The 15,624-nt window shown below is 72.1% G+C and carries 12 protein-coding genes; 3 read left to right on the forward strand and 9 right to left on the reverse strand.

The window, feature by feature from the left end; genetic code table 11:
• Window positions 1–21 precede the first annotated feature (21 nt).
• Window positions 22–981, reverse strand: a complete 960-nt coding sequence (locus OHU74_RS04695; protein ID WP_371614727.1) for a LysR family transcriptional regulator — start codon at window positions 979–981, stop codon at window positions 22–24.
• A gap of 172 nt (window positions 982–1,153) precedes the next feature.
• Between OHU74_RS04695 and OHU74_RS04700 the strand changes: the two genes are divergently transcribed.
• Complete coding sequence (locus OHU74_RS04700) at window positions 1,154–4,639, forward strand: M28 family peptidase (RefSeq protein ID WP_371619565.1); 3,486 nt, start codon at window positions 1,154–1,156, stop codon at window positions 4,637–4,639.
• 132 nt (window positions 4,640–4,771) lie between these two features.
• Complete coding sequence (locus OHU74_RS04705; protein WP_371614728.1) at window positions 4,772–5,884, forward strand: PP2C family protein-serine/threonine phosphatase; 1,113 nt, start codon at window positions 4,772–4,774, stop codon at window positions 5,882–5,884.
• A 14-nt stretch (window positions 5,885–5,898) separates the two neighbouring features.
• On the opposite strand, the gene OHU74_RS04710 is transcribed toward OHU74_RS04705, so the two are convergent.
• From OHU74_RS04710 to OHU74_RS04745, 8 genes are all read right to left on the reverse strand, one after another.
• Window positions 5,899–7,467, reverse strand: a complete 1,569-nt coding sequence (locus OHU74_RS04710) for a hypothetical protein (protein WP_371614729.1) — start codon at window positions 7,465–7,467, stop codon at window positions 5,899–5,901.
• 119 nt (window positions 7,468–7,586) lie between these two features.
• A complete protein-coding gene (locus OHU74_RS04715; protein WP_371614730.1) occupies window positions 7,587–8,834 on the reverse strand; it encodes a serine hydrolase domain-containing protein in 1,248 nt (415 codons plus the stop codon).
• Window positions 8,835–8,964: 130 nt separating this feature from the next.
• Window positions 8,965–9,159: a hypothetical protein gene (locus OHU74_RS04720; RefSeq protein ID WP_330295156.1), complete on the reverse strand. Its 195-nt coding sequence runs from the start codon at window positions 9,157–9,159 to the stop codon at window positions 8,965–8,967.
• Between the two features lie 100 nt (window positions 9,160–9,259).
• Complete coding sequence (locus tag OHU74_RS04725; protein WP_371614731.1) at window positions 9,260–9,919, reverse strand: ABC transporter ATP-binding protein; 660 nt, start codon at window positions 9,917–9,919, stop codon at window positions 9,260–9,262.
• Window positions 9,912–10,802, reverse strand: a complete 891-nt coding sequence (locus OHU74_RS04730) for an ABC transporter ATP-binding protein (protein ID WP_371619566.1) — start codon at window positions 10,800–10,802, stop codon at window positions 9,912–9,914. Before OHU74_RS04730 ends, OHU74_RS04725 begins: the two co-directional genes overlap by 8 nt.
• A gap of 68 nt (window positions 10,803–10,870) precedes the next feature.
• Complete coding sequence (locus tag OHU74_RS04735; RefSeq protein WP_371614732.1) at window positions 10,871–11,788, reverse strand: ABC transporter permease; 918 nt, start codon at window positions 11,786–11,788, stop codon at window positions 10,871–10,873.
• Entirely contained in the window at window positions 11,781–12,746 is a 966-nt protein-coding gene (locus tag OHU74_RS04740; protein WP_371619567.1) for an ABC transporter permease, read from the reverse strand. Before OHU74_RS04740 ends, OHU74_RS04735 begins: the two co-directional genes overlap by 8 nt.
• Before the next feature lie 64 nt (window positions 12,747–12,810).
• Complete coding sequence (locus tag OHU74_RS04745; RefSeq protein ID WP_371614733.1) at window positions 12,811–14,406, reverse strand: ABC transporter substrate-binding protein; 1,596 nt, start codon at window positions 14,404–14,406, stop codon at window positions 12,811–12,813.
• Window positions 14,407–14,639: 233 nt separating this feature from the next.
• Between OHU74_RS04745 and OHU74_RS04750 the strand changes: the two genes are divergently transcribed.
• Window positions 14,640–15,581: a fibronectin type III domain-containing protein gene (locus tag OHU74_RS04750; protein WP_371614734.1), complete on the forward strand. Its 942-nt coding sequence runs from the start codon at window positions 14,640–14,642 to the stop codon at window positions 15,579–15,581.
• Window positions 15,582–15,624 lie beyond the last annotated feature (43 nt).

Genomic DNA, 15,624 nt, shown 5'->3' on the forward strand with positions numbered 1-15,624 from the left:
ACCCGGGAAGGGCCGGCGGGGTCAGTCCAGGGCCGGATGGACCTCGGGATGCCTGTCCCACCAGACCCGGTGGAAGGGGTTGTTGTCCACGTTGGCCAGGTAGGCCAGGGCCGCCGAGCGGTAGAAGAGATCCGCCTGCCGGGTCGAGACCGTCGAGCGGTTCCAGGCGAGCCGGATGCGCCCCGTGACCGGTGCGCCGATCAGGGGCCGCACCACCGTGCCCGCGACGGCCGGGGCGGTGGGCTGGCACAGGGAGACGGCGCGGCCCGCGGAGATCAGGTCGTACTGCATCATGCGGTCGGTGATCCGGTAGCGCAGCGAGGGGGCGAACCCGGCCTTCGCGCAGGCCTCGACGAGCGCCTCGGGGCCGCCGTCGTCGTCCTCCACCAGGGTCATCCACTGGTCTTCGGCCAGGTCGGCGAGGTCGAGGGCTTCGAGCCGGGCCAGCGGGTGCCGTGCGGACAGCCGGATGCAGAAGGGCTCCCTGGAGACCAGGGTCCGGGCCATGACCCCTCCGGGCAGCGGGACCTCGTGGTCGTTCACCTCGCCGTACACGATGACGTCGTAGCGGCCCGCACCGAGCATCCGTACCAGCGCCGTCACCGAGTCCTCCAGGTCCACGGTGATCTCGCGGCCGGCCAGGGCCAGGTCCTGCTGTGCGATCAGGCCGTCGACGAGCACGAGCAGGATGCAGCCCAGGCGCAGCGGGGCGCCGGCCGTCCGGGCGCGGGTCTCGGCTCCGAGGGCGTCCATCTCGCTGAGCACCCGGCGCGCCTTGGCGAGGACGAACTGGCCGAGGGGGGTGGGTTCCACCCCGCGCCGGCCGCGGACGAAGAGTTCGCCGCCGGTGACCCGCTCGATCCTTCGCAGCTGGGCGGAGAGCGCCGGCTGTGAGACGCCGAGCCTCCGTGCCGCTCCCCCCAGGCTGCCGGTTTCCGCTATCTGGCAGACGGCTTGCAGATGCCTCAACTCCAGCTGCATCCCGGCAGCTTACGCAGCGTCACCCGCCCGCACCATAACGCCGGTCTTATGCGCGCAGAGATGTCCCGATCTCGTCATGGACACGCCCATACTCAGCCGCGAACGCCGAATTCTCATCTCTTTCTCACCCCCCACACAGAATCGGAGTGGACTCTTGCAGCCCACCAGATGGATGGCCGCAGCCGCGGCCATGGTGCTGACCGCCGGCCTCGCCGGCACGCTGGCCGGCACCGCCTCCGCCGCTCAGAGCGCGGACCCCGCACCCCCGACCAAGGCCGAACGGGCGGTCGCCGCAGCGGACGCGGCCGTGCGCAGCGGCCTCGACACCCTGGTCAACTCGCCCCAGCAGCAGTACGAGCGGCGCCTGGTCACCCCCTGGGTGAAGGACCTGTACTCCGTCGCGTACGAGCGCAGCTACCGCGGCCTTCCGGTCGTCGGCGGCGACGCGGTGGTCCTCGCCGACGGCGAGGGCCGGGTCCGCACCCTCCAGTCGGCCTCCGCGGCCGTCATCGACGTGGCGACCACCCCGTCGGTCACGGCGAAGGCCGCCGAGGCCGCCTCGCGCGGCGAGCAGGCCGCCACCGACCGGGTCCAGAGCAGCCGGCTCGTCGTCAAGCTCAAGGACGACAAGTCCGTCCTGGCCTGGGAGACGGTGCTCATCGGGCGGAGCGCCACCGCGCCCAGCAAGCTGCACGTCTTCGTGGACGCGCGCACCGGCAAGGTCATCGACCGCTTCGACGAGGTGGTCGCGGGCACCGGGACCAGCAAGTGGAACGGCCCGAACCCGCTGACCATCAGCACCACCGCCTCGGGCTCCACGTACTCCTTGCGCGACCCGAACCGGCCCGGTCTGAGCTGCGCGGACTACAGCACCGGAACCGTCTTCTCCAAGTCCTCGGACTCCTGGGGCACCGGCAACGCCACGTCCAAGGAGACCGGCTGCACGGACCTGATGTTCGCGGCGCAGAAGCAGTGGGACATGCTGAGCCAGTGGCTCGGCCGCAACGGCGTCAGCGGCAACGGCCAGAGTTTCCCGGGCAAGGTCGGCCTGAGCGACCTGAACGCGTACTGGGACGGCAGCTCGGTCACCATCGGGCACAACAGCGCGAACGAGTGGATCGCCGGCGTGGACGTGGTGGCCCACGAGTACGGGCACGCCATCGACTCCAACACCCCCGGCGGCACCAGCGGCCAGGAGGCCGGTCTGGGCGAGGCCACCGGTGACATCTTCGGCGCGCTGACCGAGGCGTACGCCAACGAGCCCTCGCCGTACGACACTCCGGACTACCTCGTCGGCGAGATGATCAACCTCCAGGGCAACGGTCCGATCCGCAACATGTACAACCCGTCGGCCATCAACAACAACCCGTCCTGTTACAGCTCCTCGATACCCAACACCGAGGTGCACGCGGCGGCGGGCCCGCTGAACCACTGGTTCTACCTGCTCGCCGAGGGCACCAGCCCGGGTGGCGGCAAGCCGAACAGCAGCACCTGCAACCAGTCGACGCTGACCGGCGTCGGCGTGCAGAACGCGGGCAAGATCTTCTACGGCGGCATGCTCCTGAAGACCTCCAGCATGTCGTACAAGAAGTACCGTACGGCGACGCTGAGTTCCGCCAAGTCGCTGGACGCCACCTGCGACCTGTTCAACAAGACCAAGGCCGCCTGGGACGCCATCAGCGTGCCCGCCCAGTCCGGTGACACGACCTGTACCCCGAGCGGCCAGAACAGCGACTTCTCGCTCTCGCTGAACCCGTCCTCGGGCACCGCCCAGCAGGGCGCCTCGACCACCACCACCGTGGCCACGGCGATCTCCACCGGCACGGCCCAGCAGGTGACCCTCACCGCGTCCGGCCTGCCGGCCGGGGTGAGCGCCTCCTTCAGCCCGGCCACCGTGCAGTCCGGCCAGTCCTCGACGCTGACCCTGACCGCGACGTCCAACGCGGCTCCCGGGACCTCCACCGTGGTCGTCAAGGGCCAGGGCACCAGCCTCTCGCACACCGTCGACTACGCACTCACCGTGAGCGGCACCACGCCGCCCGACCCGACCGCGCCGAACATCGACGTGGCCGCCGTCCAGGCGCACCTGACCCAGCTGAACACCATCGCCTCCCAGAACGGCGGCAACCGCCGTGCGGGCAGCGCCGGTTACACCCAGTCGGTGGCGTACATCAAGGGCAAGCTGCAGGCCGCCGGCTACACGGTCACCGAGCAGAACTGCTCCTCCTGCACCTACCCGTCGAACAACCTGATCGCCGACTGGCCCGGCGGCCCCGCCGACCAGACGGTCATGTTCGGCTCGCACCTCGACAGCGTCTCGGCCGGTCCGGGCATCAACGACAACGGCTCGGGCTCCGCGACCCTGCTGGAGAACGCGCTGGTCCTCGCCCAGAAGAACCCGACGATGACCAAGCACGTGCGGTTCGCCTGGTGGACCGACGAGGAGCAGGGCCTCAACGGCTCGAAGTTCTACGTGGGCCAGCTGACCAGCACCCAGAAGTCGGCCATCAAGGCCTACTACAACTTCGACATGGTCGGCTCGCCCAACGGCGGCTACTTCATCAACAACGTCAACTCCACCGCCGCCGCGCCGCTCAAGGCCTACTGGACCTCGCTGAACCTCGCCCCGGAGGAGAACACCGAGGGCCAGGGCCGCAGTGACGACTACTCCTTCCAGCAGGGCGGCATCGCCACCTCCGGCTACGCGGCCGGCGCCAGCGCCCGCAAGACCTCCGCACAGGCCACGAAGTGGGGCGGCACCGCGAACGCGGCGTACGACTCCTGCTACCACAGCTCCTGCGACACCACGAGCAACATCAGCGCGACGGTCCTGGACCGCAGCGCCGACGGCGTCGCCTACACGATCTGGAACCAGGCCGTCGGCGGGACCACCCCGGCGCAGGACTTCTCGATCAGCACCTCCCCGGCCGCGGGCAGCGCGAACCCGGGCTCGAGCCTGACCTCCACCGTCGCCACCGGTACCGTCAGCGGCGCCGCCCAGACCGTCTCCCTGTCGGTCACCGGCGCCCCGGCCGGCGTGAGCGCGACGCTCAGCCCCACCTCCGTCCAGTCCGGCAGCTCCTCGACGCTCACCGTGTCGGTCGGGGCGAGCACCGCGCCCGGCACCTACACCCTGACCGTCACCGGTACCGGCACGGTCAGCCACGGCACCACCTACACGCTGACCGTCAACGGCGGCGGCACCTGCACCCCGCGCCAGGTCGTCTCCAACGGCGGCTTCGAGAGCGGCGCCAGCCCGTGGACCGCCACCTCGGGGGTCATCACCAACCAGGCCGGGCAGGCCCCGCACGGGGGCTCGTACATGGCGTGGCTGGTCGGCTACGGCCAGACCCACACCGACAGCGCCACGCAGTCCGTGACCATCCCGTCGGGCTGCGCCTCGTACCAGCTCGGCTTCTACCTGCACATCGACACCGACGAGACCGAGAACACCGTCTACGACACCTTCACGGTCTCGGTGGGCGGCCAGACGCTGGCGACCCTGTCCAACGTGAACGCGGCCTCCGGCTACACGCTCAAGACCTACGACGTCTCCCGGTTCGCCGGACAGACCGTCACCCTGAAGTTCCAGGGCGTGGAGGACCCGTCCCTGCAGACCTCCTTCGTCGTGGACGACGTCACCCTCCAGGTGAGCTGACGCCCGCCGCGACACCCTGATCCGAGAACCACCCGGGCTCCACCCGCCCCGGCCCACCGGCCGGGGCGGGTGGGGCCCGCTGCCGTGTGCCGGTGCCTCGCGGTCCGGGCCCCGGCGGTGTATGCAGGAGGCATGGATCCTCGGCCGCCGTACCCACGCACACGCCGGTTGCGGGAATCGCGCGCGGTGCTCCTGTCGGTCCCGTTCTTCCTGATCGCGGTGGTGACGGTGGTCGACGTCCTGGCGCCGCCGGACGTCCACCTGGGTCCCTTCCTCGTCGCCGCGCCGGCCCTGACCGCCTCCTTCGCGGGACCCCGGACGACCGGATTCGTCGGGGCGGTGGCGGTGGCGGCGCAGGTGGCGGTCGCCGTCGCCCGCACCACCCTCACCGACCTCAACCACACCTTCCAGATCATCGCGCTGGTGCTGATCTCGGCCTTCGTCACCTTCTTCGCACACCTGCGCGAGCTCCACGAGGAGCAGCTCACCCGGCTGCGTTCCGTGGCCGTGGCCGCCCAGCAGGTGGTCCTGCGGCCGCTGCGCGACCGGATGGGACCGCTGCGGATCGCCTCCGTGTACCTGGCCGCCGAGGCCGAGGCACAGATCGGCGGCGACCTCTACGCGGCCGCACGGACCGCCGAGAGCACCCGGCTGATCATCGGCGACGTCCGGGGCAAGGGCCTGGAGGCCGTCGGGGACGCCGCGATCGTCCTCGGCGCGTTCCGGGCCGCCGCGCACCTGGAGGCCGATCTGCCGGGGCTCGTCGCCCATCTGGAGGCCGCCGTGGCCACCGATCCCGACCGGGACGCGGACGGCCCCGGGCAGCCGGCGGAGGGGTTCACCACCGCGGCCGTCCTCGACATCCCCGACGGGGAAGCGTCCCTGCGGCTCGTCAGCTGCGGGCACCCGCCGCCCCTGCTGCTGCGCGGGGGCAGCGTCGTAGCCCTCCAGGTGGACCATCCGGCTCCGCCGCTGGGCCTCTCGGAGTTCGTGGACACCGGCTTCGCCCCGCAGTCCTTCTCCTTCGAGCCGGGCGACGTGGTGCTCCTGTACACGGACGGGGTCATCGAGGCGCGCGACGCCTCGGGGGTGTTCTACCCGCTCGCGGAGCGGGCCGCGGACTGGCCCGGCGACGGCCCGGACGCCCTCCTGCGCCACCTGTGCGCGGACCTCCTGGCCCACGCACCGGGCGGCCTGCTGGGGGACGACGCGGCGATGGTGGCCATCGAGCGCGTCGGCGGCTGAGCGGGGGGGCGGGCTCAGCCGCCGTCGCGGACGGCGACGATGCCGTTGAAGACGCCCACGTAGGCGGTGCCGTCGGGGCCCAGGGTGATCGGGGCCCAGTTGTTGTCGTACAGCGGGCCCGTGCCGGTGAGCCGGCGCCAGCGGCGCTCGCCTGTGCGGAAGTCCACCGCCGTCAGGTACCAGGCGTCGATCCCCCAGATGTTCGGTTCCTTCTCGTAGAAGTACAGCAGCCCGTTCCCGGTGGAGAGCTTGGGGACCACGGAGGGCGAGCGGACCGCGCTCTGCCAGACCGTGTCGCAGCTGCTGCCGTCGGCCCGCACGTCGATGCGGCTGGCGCCGCCCACGACCGACTTGCCGAGGACCAGCGAGGTGATGTTCTCGTAGCCGTAGTTGTTCTCCACGACGATGCTGTTGCCCCAGGTGATCAGGGAATTGTCGGTGGTCGAGGCGCCCGCTGCGAAGACCGGCACCCGGCACACCAGCCGCTGCCCCTCGGGCACCTCAGTGCCCCGCTTGTAGACCAGGACGTTCATCCGGTCGTCGGCGTTGTCGGTGATCGCGACGTAGCCGTCGCCGAAGAGGTCCGGGGTGGTGCCCGAGCCCTGGTTCACCGAGCCGGGTTTGGTCCCCGTACCCCGGTCGTAGGTCTGGCGCCACTGGGCGACGGGGGTGCCGTCGGCGTCGGCGCGGAAGCTGTAGAGGGCGTGGTCGGTGACGATGGACACGCCGTCCTCGGCCACCGAGAAGGAGTTCTGGATCTCCTCCCCCGACAGCCGGATCGAGCGGATCCGCGAGGTCGCCGGGTCCACGGTGCCGACCCGGCCCTGGCGGGTGACCCACCAGATGCGGCCGTTCCAGTCGGGCATCACGGAGGTGACGGGGTCGCAGGTGCCGGTGGGCCGCAGGTTGGTCCAGTCCGCGCAGTCGTGCGGGACCTGGCCGGTGAGGTCCCAGTCGTCGTCGGCCTTGAACCGCCACGTGCCGTCGGGGCCCTGGGCATGGGAGAGGCGCAGGATGTGCTGGCGGGAGTCGGCCAGCACCGCCCGGTCCTCGTTGTCCAGGTAGAAGTAGGCGCCGCCCGAGGTGTCCTTGAAGATCTTCGACAGGTCGAGCGTGCTGATCGCCCGGACCGTCGAGGAGCGCTGCGGGAGCCGGTACTGCGCGAGCGGGGCGAGCGTACGCGGTTCCAGCAGCTTGACCTCGAAACCGCTGAAGGTGCCGCACACCGTGACCAGCCGGCCGGCCGAGTCGAAGGTGGCGGTGGCGCATTCGCCGCCGAGGGCCGCGATCTTCTCGCTGGTCACCTCCGGCTTCCTGCCGAGCGGTCCGGACCAGGGGGAGGTGGCGCTGCCGGACGCGTCGGAGTGCATGCCGCTGCGGCCGTTGGGCGCCATGAACGGGTGTTGCGGCGGGGCCTGTCCGGGCAGCGGAGCGGCGGTGGCGGGACCGCCCTCGTAGTGGCTGACCAGGCGGTGGCCGGGGGCCAGGGGTATCCCCTCGGCGGCGGCCGGGGAGAATCCGGAGATCACCGCGAAGGCGGCCAGGGCCGGCAGCACCGCACGGTTCAGCGCTCTTGGGAACATCCGGACTTCCTCCATGGTCTGCGGCTCTGCTGACACCGCGTCTGACGTCGCGCTGCCGCCAGACGGTAGGTCGCAGTGCCGAAGGAGTCCATGGAGGAGCGGGATGAATGCCGAGGTGGTCAGCGTCCGCCGTCGGCCGGTTCCGGGGCGAGCTGTTTCTTCGTGGGGTACACGTGGTCCGGGGAGACGATGCTCGTGATCGCCTGGCCCAGGAGGGTGCTGGGCTCCTGGTTGCCGGTCAGGGAGTCGGTGTTGAGGAGCAGGACCATGGTCGCCTGCGCCTCGGGCAGGTAGACCGGGAGGACCTCGTAGCCGGGCAGGGATCCGTTGTGGCCGATCCAGCCCTGGACGTTGAAGATGCCCAGCCCGTAGCCCGTACCGGGAAGGTCCATCGGGGTGGTCTTCAGGCGCTCGGCCTGGGTCGCGGGTGTCAGCAGGGTTCCGGTGGCCAGGGTCCGCGCCCAGCTGCGCAGGTCCTGGAGGTCGGAGATCATCGCTCCGGCCGCCCAGGCCCAGGAGGGGTTCCAGTCGGTGACGTCCTCGGTCCTGCCCGAGGCCGTCTGGTCGCTGTAACCCTGCGCGTGCGGGTCGGGGAACTCCGTGCCGGTCGGCAGGAGCGTTCGGTGCAGTCCGGCCGGCTCCAGCACGTCCTGCGCGATGACCTCGTGGAGCGGCCTGCCGGTGACCTTCTCGACCACCAGGCCGAGCAGGATCAGGTTGGTGTTGCAGTAGTCGAACTTCTCGTCCGGCTGGAACTGCACGGGGTGCTTGAAGGAGTAGTCGAGCAACTGCTGCGGCGTGAAGTCCTGTTCCGGATCGGCCTGGAGCTTCTTGACGAAGTCCGGGTCCAGGCTGTAGTTGAACAACCCGCTGCGCATGCCCGCCAGTTCGCGCAGGGTGATGCGGTCGCCGTTGGGAACGCCCGTGACGTACTTGCCGATGGGGTCGTCCAGGCCGGCCTTGCCCCGGTCGACCTGCTGGAGGAGGGCGGTGACCGTGAACGTCTTGGTCTCGCTGCCGATCCGCACGTGGAGACCGGTCCCCATGGGCGCGCCGGTCGCCTTGTCCGCCACGCCGAAGGTCTTGACGTAGCTCCCCTTGCCCGGGGCCCAGAGCCCCACGGTCACGCCCGGCACCTTCGTCTCCCGCATGACCTCGCGCACGGCCGCGTCCAGTCGCGCTGCCACGGCCGGTGTGAGCTGCACGAACTCCGTGCCGGTGGCCGAGGAGGGAGCAGCGGGACTCGAAGCGGACGGCTCGGGAGCGGTCGCCCCGTAGGCGGAGCCCGCCACCGCCGGGGCCATCAGCGCACCTGCGGCGGCCACGGCCGCGCAGGCCCGGCGCAGCCGGATGTGGGTTGGTTTCACCGCACGGTCTCCTGTCGTCCGAGGACCCAGGCAACGGCACCAGCGTATGCCCGCACCACCCCGGCCGCGCGGTGAGCCGGCCGGGGCTCCTGGAGGCGGCCGGGACCCGGTCAGGGGTCCCGGGGCCCGGTCAGGGCTTCAGGCCGCCGACCACGTCCGCCGTGGCCGAGACGCCGTGCTGGATGGTCGCCGACAGGCTGCTGCTCGCGAGGTAGAAGCCGAGCAGCACGCAGACGAGCGCGTGCGACAGCTTGAGGCCGCCGCCGCGCATGAAGATCCACGCGAGGACGAGGAGCAGGACGACGACGGAGAGGGAGATCACCATCGGAACACCTCCTTACGCGGCGCCATGGTGGCGCAGGAAGAGGGCTCTTAGAGCGAAACTCGTGTCCGCCAAACGGGTGTTGACCGTCCGTGACCGGGTTTCATTGCTTGACGATCTCTTCCCAGCGGGTCGTTCGGCCGCACCAGCGCCCGAGCAGCACGGGGTCGTGGCCCACCGCCAGGAGCCCGGCACCGGTCTGCGCGCGGTACTCCTCGACCACGCCGACCAGGGCCGCGGTGGTGGAGGCGTCGAGCATCGCGGTCATCTCGTCGCACACCAGCCAGCGCGGTCGCAGCACCAACGCCCTTGCCAGGCAGGCCCGTTGCAGCTGGCCGTCGCTGACCTCGTGGGGCCGCCGGGCGAGCAGGTCGTCGCCGAGACCGACCCGGTCCGCCAACTCGGGGACGACGGAGTCGACTTCGCTACGCCGCCCGGTCGCGCGGAGGGGTTCGGCGACGAGGTCGCGCAGCCTGAGCCGCGGGTCCGCCGACAGCCGGGGCTGCTGGAACACCACGCCCACGCCGATGCGCAGGGAGCGCGGCGCCCTGTGCCGGAAGCCGGTCACGGCGCGGCCGTCGAAGGACACGGTCCCCCGGTCGGGCCGGTGCAGCAGGGCGGCGACCCTGGCCAGGGTGGACTTGCCGCAGCCGCTGGGGCCGAGCAGTCCGAGGGATTCGCCGGGCGCCAGGCTCAGGTGCGCGTTGCGCACGACGGGGGCCCGGCGGTCGTATCCGGCGGTGATGCCGGTGAGCTCAAGCATGGTGGCAGGCCACCCCTTCGGTGAGGGCGGGCAGCTCGGCCCGGCAGCGGGCGGCGGCCCGGGGGCAGCGGGCGGCGAAGGCGCAGCCGCGCGGGAGGGCGCCCAGTTCGGGCGGGGCGCCGGGGATCGGGGCGAAGGCCCGCTCCGGGAGGGCGTCGAGGAGCCCGCGGGCGTAGGGGTGACGAGGTCCCGGATCGCCGAAGAAGCCTGCGGCGGGGGCCGTTTCCACGATGCGGCCGGCGTACATGACGGCCACGGTGTCGGCGATGCGCTGGGCCGCCGCGAGGTCGTGCGTGATCATCAGCAGCGCACGGCCGGCCTCCCGGGTGTGGGCGCTCAGCTCGTCGACGGTGCGGTGGACGAGGTCCCGGTCGAGCCCGGTGGTCGGCTCATCGGCGAGGAGCAGGGGGGCGTCGCCGATCAGGGCGAGGGCGGTGGCCGCGCGCTGGGCGAGGCCGCCGGAGAGCTCGTGGGGGTGGCGGTCCAGGTGGGTGGCGGGGAAGGCGGCCCGCTCGGCTGCGGCTCCGGCCGCCTCCCGGAGCTCCGGCTTGGTGGCTCCGGTCAGCTCCCGGACGGTCTCCTCCAGGTGGGAGCGGATGGTGCGGACGGGCGTGAGGTGCGCGGCCGGGCTCTGTGGGACCAGGGCGACGCGGCGGCCCCGGACGGTCCGGGCGAGGGTCCGCTCGTCGAGGGCGAGGAGGTCGGTGCCGTCCGCGAGGCGGGCCGACCCGGAGGTTTCGGCGTTGCCGGGGAGCAGGCCGAGGAGGGCGGAGGCGAGGACGGACTTGCCGCAGCCGCTCTCGCCGACGAGGGCCAGGCATTCGCCCGGAGCCAGGGTGAGGGTGGCGTCCGTGACGGCCTGGACCTGCCGGCCGCCGCGCATGCGGAAGCGGACGGACAGCCGGTCCAGGCTCAGGACGGGCGCGGCGGGGCCGCGCCCGGTGTGGTCGGTCACAGCGACAGCTCCGAGCGGCGTCGGGGATTGAGGCGCTCGCGCCAGGCACCCGCGAGGCCGGCGATCGCCAGGGTCGGGACGATCAGGAACAGCCCGGGGAAGAGGGTGGGCCACCAGTCGCCGGCGAGCAGGGAACCGCGGGCCGTCTGGACGAGGTTGCCCAGGCTCGCCTGGTGCGCGGGCAGGCCCAGGCCGAGGAAGGACAGCGCCGACTCGTGCCACATGGCGTGCGGGATCATCAGCACGGCCGCGAGTCCGGCCTGCGGCAGCACGCCGGGCACGAGGTGGCGGACGGTGAGCCGCAGCCGGGAGGCGCCGCCCGAGACGGCCGCGTCCAGATAGGGCCGCGAGCGCAGCGAGAGCACCTCGGCCCGGACGATGCGGGCGGTGGAGAGCCAGTGGGTCAGTGCCACGGAGACGACCACCGGCCACACCCCCGGCCGGAACATCGCCACGATGAAGATGCCCAGCAACAGGTGCGGGATCGACGACAGGGCGTCCACCACGCGCATGACACACCGGTCCGTCCACCCGCCGAGCGCCCCGGCGGCCGCGCCGACCGCCGTGCCGACGACGGTGGCGGCCAGCGCCGCGACCAGGCCGACGAGCAGCGAGACCCGCAGCCCGTACAGGCAGCGCAGCAGCAGGTCGCGGCCCACGTCATCGGTGCCGAACGGGTGGGCCCACGAGGGCGGCAGGAGCTTTGCCGACAAGTCGACCGCCTGCTGGTCCAGTTGGACCAGCGGTGGCACGAGCAGGACCGCCAGGGCGAGGAGCACGACGCACGCCGCCGAGGTCCGCACCCGGATCGTGCGCATCGAGCGCCGGCCCTGCCCGCGGGAGCGCCAGACGACCTCGCCCGCGTCGGCCGCGGGCGCCCCCGTAGGGCCCGCGGCCCTTGCCGTGTCAGCCATCGAAGCCCACCCTCGGGTCCGCCAGTCCGTAGAGCAGGTCGCTCAACAGGTTCCCGGCCAGCACCGCGGCCGTGGCCAGCACGGTCAGCGCGGCCAGCAGCGGGAAGTCCACGGAGGTCGCGGCCTGCACGGTGGCCGCCGCGATGCCGGGCCAGCTGAAGACGGTCTCCACCAGCAGGGCGCCGGTGATCAGCTCAGGCACCCGCGACCCGATCAGGGTCAGCATCGGGAGCATTCCGGAGCGCAGTCCGTGCCCGAGCAGGACCCGCCGCTCCCCCACGCCCCGGGCACGAGCGCCCCGTACGGGGTCCTCCTCCAGCGCGTCGGCCACGCCCTGCCTGACGTACAGGAAGAACCAGGGCAGTTGCGAGAGGCCCAGGACCAGCGCGGGAAGCACCAGGTGGCGGGCGACCTGCCCGGCCGTGACCACGTCGCTGCCCGCGTCGGTCAGGCCGCCGGAGGGCAGGACCCCCAGCCGCACCGAGAAGAACCAGATGGCGAGCAGGCCCAGCCAGAAGGCCGGGGCCGCTTCGAGGGTGTACGCGAGCGCGGAGACGGCCCGGTCGAGGAGCCCGCCCTGCCTGCGCGCGGCGAGCACTCCGAGCCCCGTCCCCAGCAGCAGGGCCACCGCGAAGGCGCTCAGGGCGAGCAGCGCCGACCAGCCGAGCCGTTCGCCGATGACGTCGGCGACCGGCTGGCGCATCACGGCGGAGGTGCCGAGGTCGCCGGTGAGCGCCGAGGTGAGCCACTCCCACCAGCGCGCGGTCAGGGGCTGGTCCACGCCGAGGTTGGCCGCCAGCCGGTCCAGTTCGGCCTGCGGGGCGGTGAGCCCGGCGGTGCCCGCGTACGCCTTGACGGGGTCGAAGGGGGACAGCTCGGCGACGGCGAAGACCCCGAAGGTGACGACGAGCAGGACGGGTCCGGCGAACAGGGTCCGCCGCCCCGCCATGCGCGCCATCGGCCGCCAGGGAAGCCGGACGGTGGGGGTCGTGCAGGTGGTGCGGGTGGTCACTTGGCCGGGCTCAATTCTGCTTCGGCTTCCAGTTCTCGATGTTCCACCAGGGGCCGGAGCCGAGGCCGTGGTCGTGCGGCTCCACCTGGGTGGAGGGGCCGTCCCACTTGTCGTTGACCACGTAGAGGTGGTCGATGTGGGTGAGGTAGATGTAGCCGGGGTTCTTGACGAGCTCGCGCTGGACCGTGTCGTACGCGGCCTTGCGGGCGGCCGGGTCGCCGCTCCTGCGGCCGTCGACGAGCGCCCGGTCGACCGTCTTGTTGTCGTAGCGGGCCATGTTGTTGAAGCCGTCGCCCGCGAGCGAGGAGTGCAGCGTCAGGTACTGGTCGAAGTCGGGGTCGGCCGGGGAGCCGCCGCCCGCGAGGACGGCGTCGGTCTTCATCCGGGGCTCGATGACCTCCCAGCTGCCGGACTCGATCTTGACCTCGATGCCCGCCTTCCTGGCGTCGGAGGCGAAGGCGAGCGCGTGGTCCTGGCGGATCTTGTCCCCGGAGGTGTGCCACAGCGGGAAGGTGGCCCGCAGGCCCTTCTTGGCGCGGATGCCGTCGTCGCCGGGCACCCAGCCCGCCTCGTCGAGGATCTTCCTGGCCGCGGCGAGGTCGTACGTGCGCTCCGTGCCGGGCGCGAACCAGGGGCTGCCGGTGGGGACGGGGCCGTAGGCGGCCTTGCCGGCGCCTTCGAGGAGCTTGTCGACCATGGCGCCGCGGTCCACTGCGAGGTCGAGGGCCCGGCGGACCGCCACGTCGCCAGTGACCTCGTTGCCGGTCGGCATGGTGACGTTGCGGTAGTCGAAGGTCTTGGCCGTCCAGGTCCTTCGCGCCCCGTCGTCCTTGAACGCTCCGGCCAGGTTCGGCGGCAGGATCGCCCCGTCCAGTTCTCCGGAACGCAGCCGGGTGGCGCGTACGTCGTCGTCCTTGATGACGGCCATGGTGAACTTCTTCACCGCGGGCTCGCCGCCCCAGTAGGACGGGTTGGCCTTGAAGCTGAGCTTCTCGCCCTTGGACCAGGCGGTGAGCACGTACGGTCCGGTGCCTATGGGCTTGGCGGCGAAGTCCCCGCTGTTGACGTCCTGGCCGCCCGCGATGTGCTCGGGGGCGATGGGCAGGACGGTCCGCTCGGCGAACGGGGCGTAGGGGTACTTCAGGCGGAAGACGACGGCGTCCTCCCCCTGCGCCTCGACGCCGGCGATCGCGTCGAGCTCGGACTTGGAGGCGTTGTTGGTCTTCTCGTGGAGGATCGTCCGGTAGGTGAAGACCACGTCCTTGGCGCCGAAGGGCTGCCCGTCGCTGAACTTCACGCCCTGGCGCAGCCGGTAGGTGTACGTGAGCCCGTCCGCGGAGACCTCCGGCAGGGCCTCGGCCAGGGCCGGCTTCAGCTTCATGTCCGCGTCGTGGGCCAGCAGCCCGTCGAAGATCTTCGAGTTGCCGTCCTTGCCGTAGCCCAGCAGGGGGCTGAGGGTCTCCGGCTCGTTGGCTATGCCCACCACGGCGGAGTCCGGTCCCGCGGACGCTGTTCCTCCCGTGGGGCCCGAACAGGCCGCGAGGCCCGTGATGAGTGCGGCGGCCGCGGTCGCGCCGACCGGTCCCCGTATGGTCCGGGCCCTCATGCTGTGCACTTACCTGCTGCTTTCGATCACTATCTGATGAAAAATCCTGCTTATTGCAAAGAGATCGCAATAATGCCAGACGGGAGCAGGAGAAGACGAACGCGCGGGTCTTGCCCGGCCGCCACAGGGCGTGCCATATATGTCTAGACCATTAAGAGCCGGAGGAAGAGGCCGCCGCCGTGCACCACCCCGCGCCAAGCACCGCAGCAAGGCCCCCGTCCCCCGCACCGGCCTTGACCCTGACCCTGGCACTGGCCCTCGCCGCGGCCGCCCTGACGGCGTGCACCTCGGCCGACACCACACCCCCGCCCGCCCCCGCCGAGCTCACCGCCCAGGCGGGCAGCGCCACTTCGGTCCACGTGATGTGGCAGTCGGCCGCCCCCGCCGACGGGGTGACCTCCTTCCTGGTCTTCCAGGCCGGCCGCCTGGTCCGCGAGCTCCCCGCCGACAAGACGATGGTGGACATCGCCGGGCTCACCCCGCAGACCGCGTACGGGTTCACGGTCCGGGCCCGCGACGCCGCCGGGAACACCTCGCCGCCCAGCGCCTCCGCCTCCGCCACCACCCCCGCCGCCAAGGCCGAGGACCGGCAGCCGCCGACGGCCCCGCCCCGAGCGGCCGGCCGCGCGCTCGGACCCACCTCCGCCGTACTGAGCTGGGCCCCGGCCTCCGACGACGCGGGGGTCACCGCGTACGACGTCTACCAGGGCACCGCCCGGATCCACACGGTCGGCCCCGGCACCACCGAGACGACCCTGGAAGGCCTCCAGCCCGACACCGTGTACACCTTCACGGTCCGGGCCCGCGACGGCGCCGACAACTCCTCCCCCGACGGCCCGCCGGTGGACGTGACCACTCCGGCCGGGCCCGGGCAGCGGCCCGACACCGCCCCGGCCGAGTTCACGGCGCTCGCCTCACCGGGCGCGGTCACCCTCGCCTGGACCGCCCCGCCGACCGGCAAGGAGACCAGCGAGTACGAGCTCTACGTCAACGGCCGTCCCACCACCGTCATCCAGTTCGGTACGGGCGCGGTCCCGGCCGGCCGTGCGGAACACCGCCTCTCGGTCACCGAACCGGCGGGCACCGTATGGACGGTGAAGCTGCGGGCCCGGCTGCCCGACGGCAACTGGGGAGCCTTTTCGGCCGAGCGCCGGGTCGTACTGGCCGCACCGTAACCAGACTCCGTCCCTCCGATCTGGCCCGAACGGCACTGCGGGG

Origin of the sequence: Streptomyces sp. NBC_00454 (genome assembly GCF_041434015.1) — a bacterium.
In the GTDB taxonomy this organism is placed as follows: domain Bacteria; phylum Actinomycetota; class Actinomycetes; order Streptomycetales; family Streptomycetaceae; genus Streptomyces.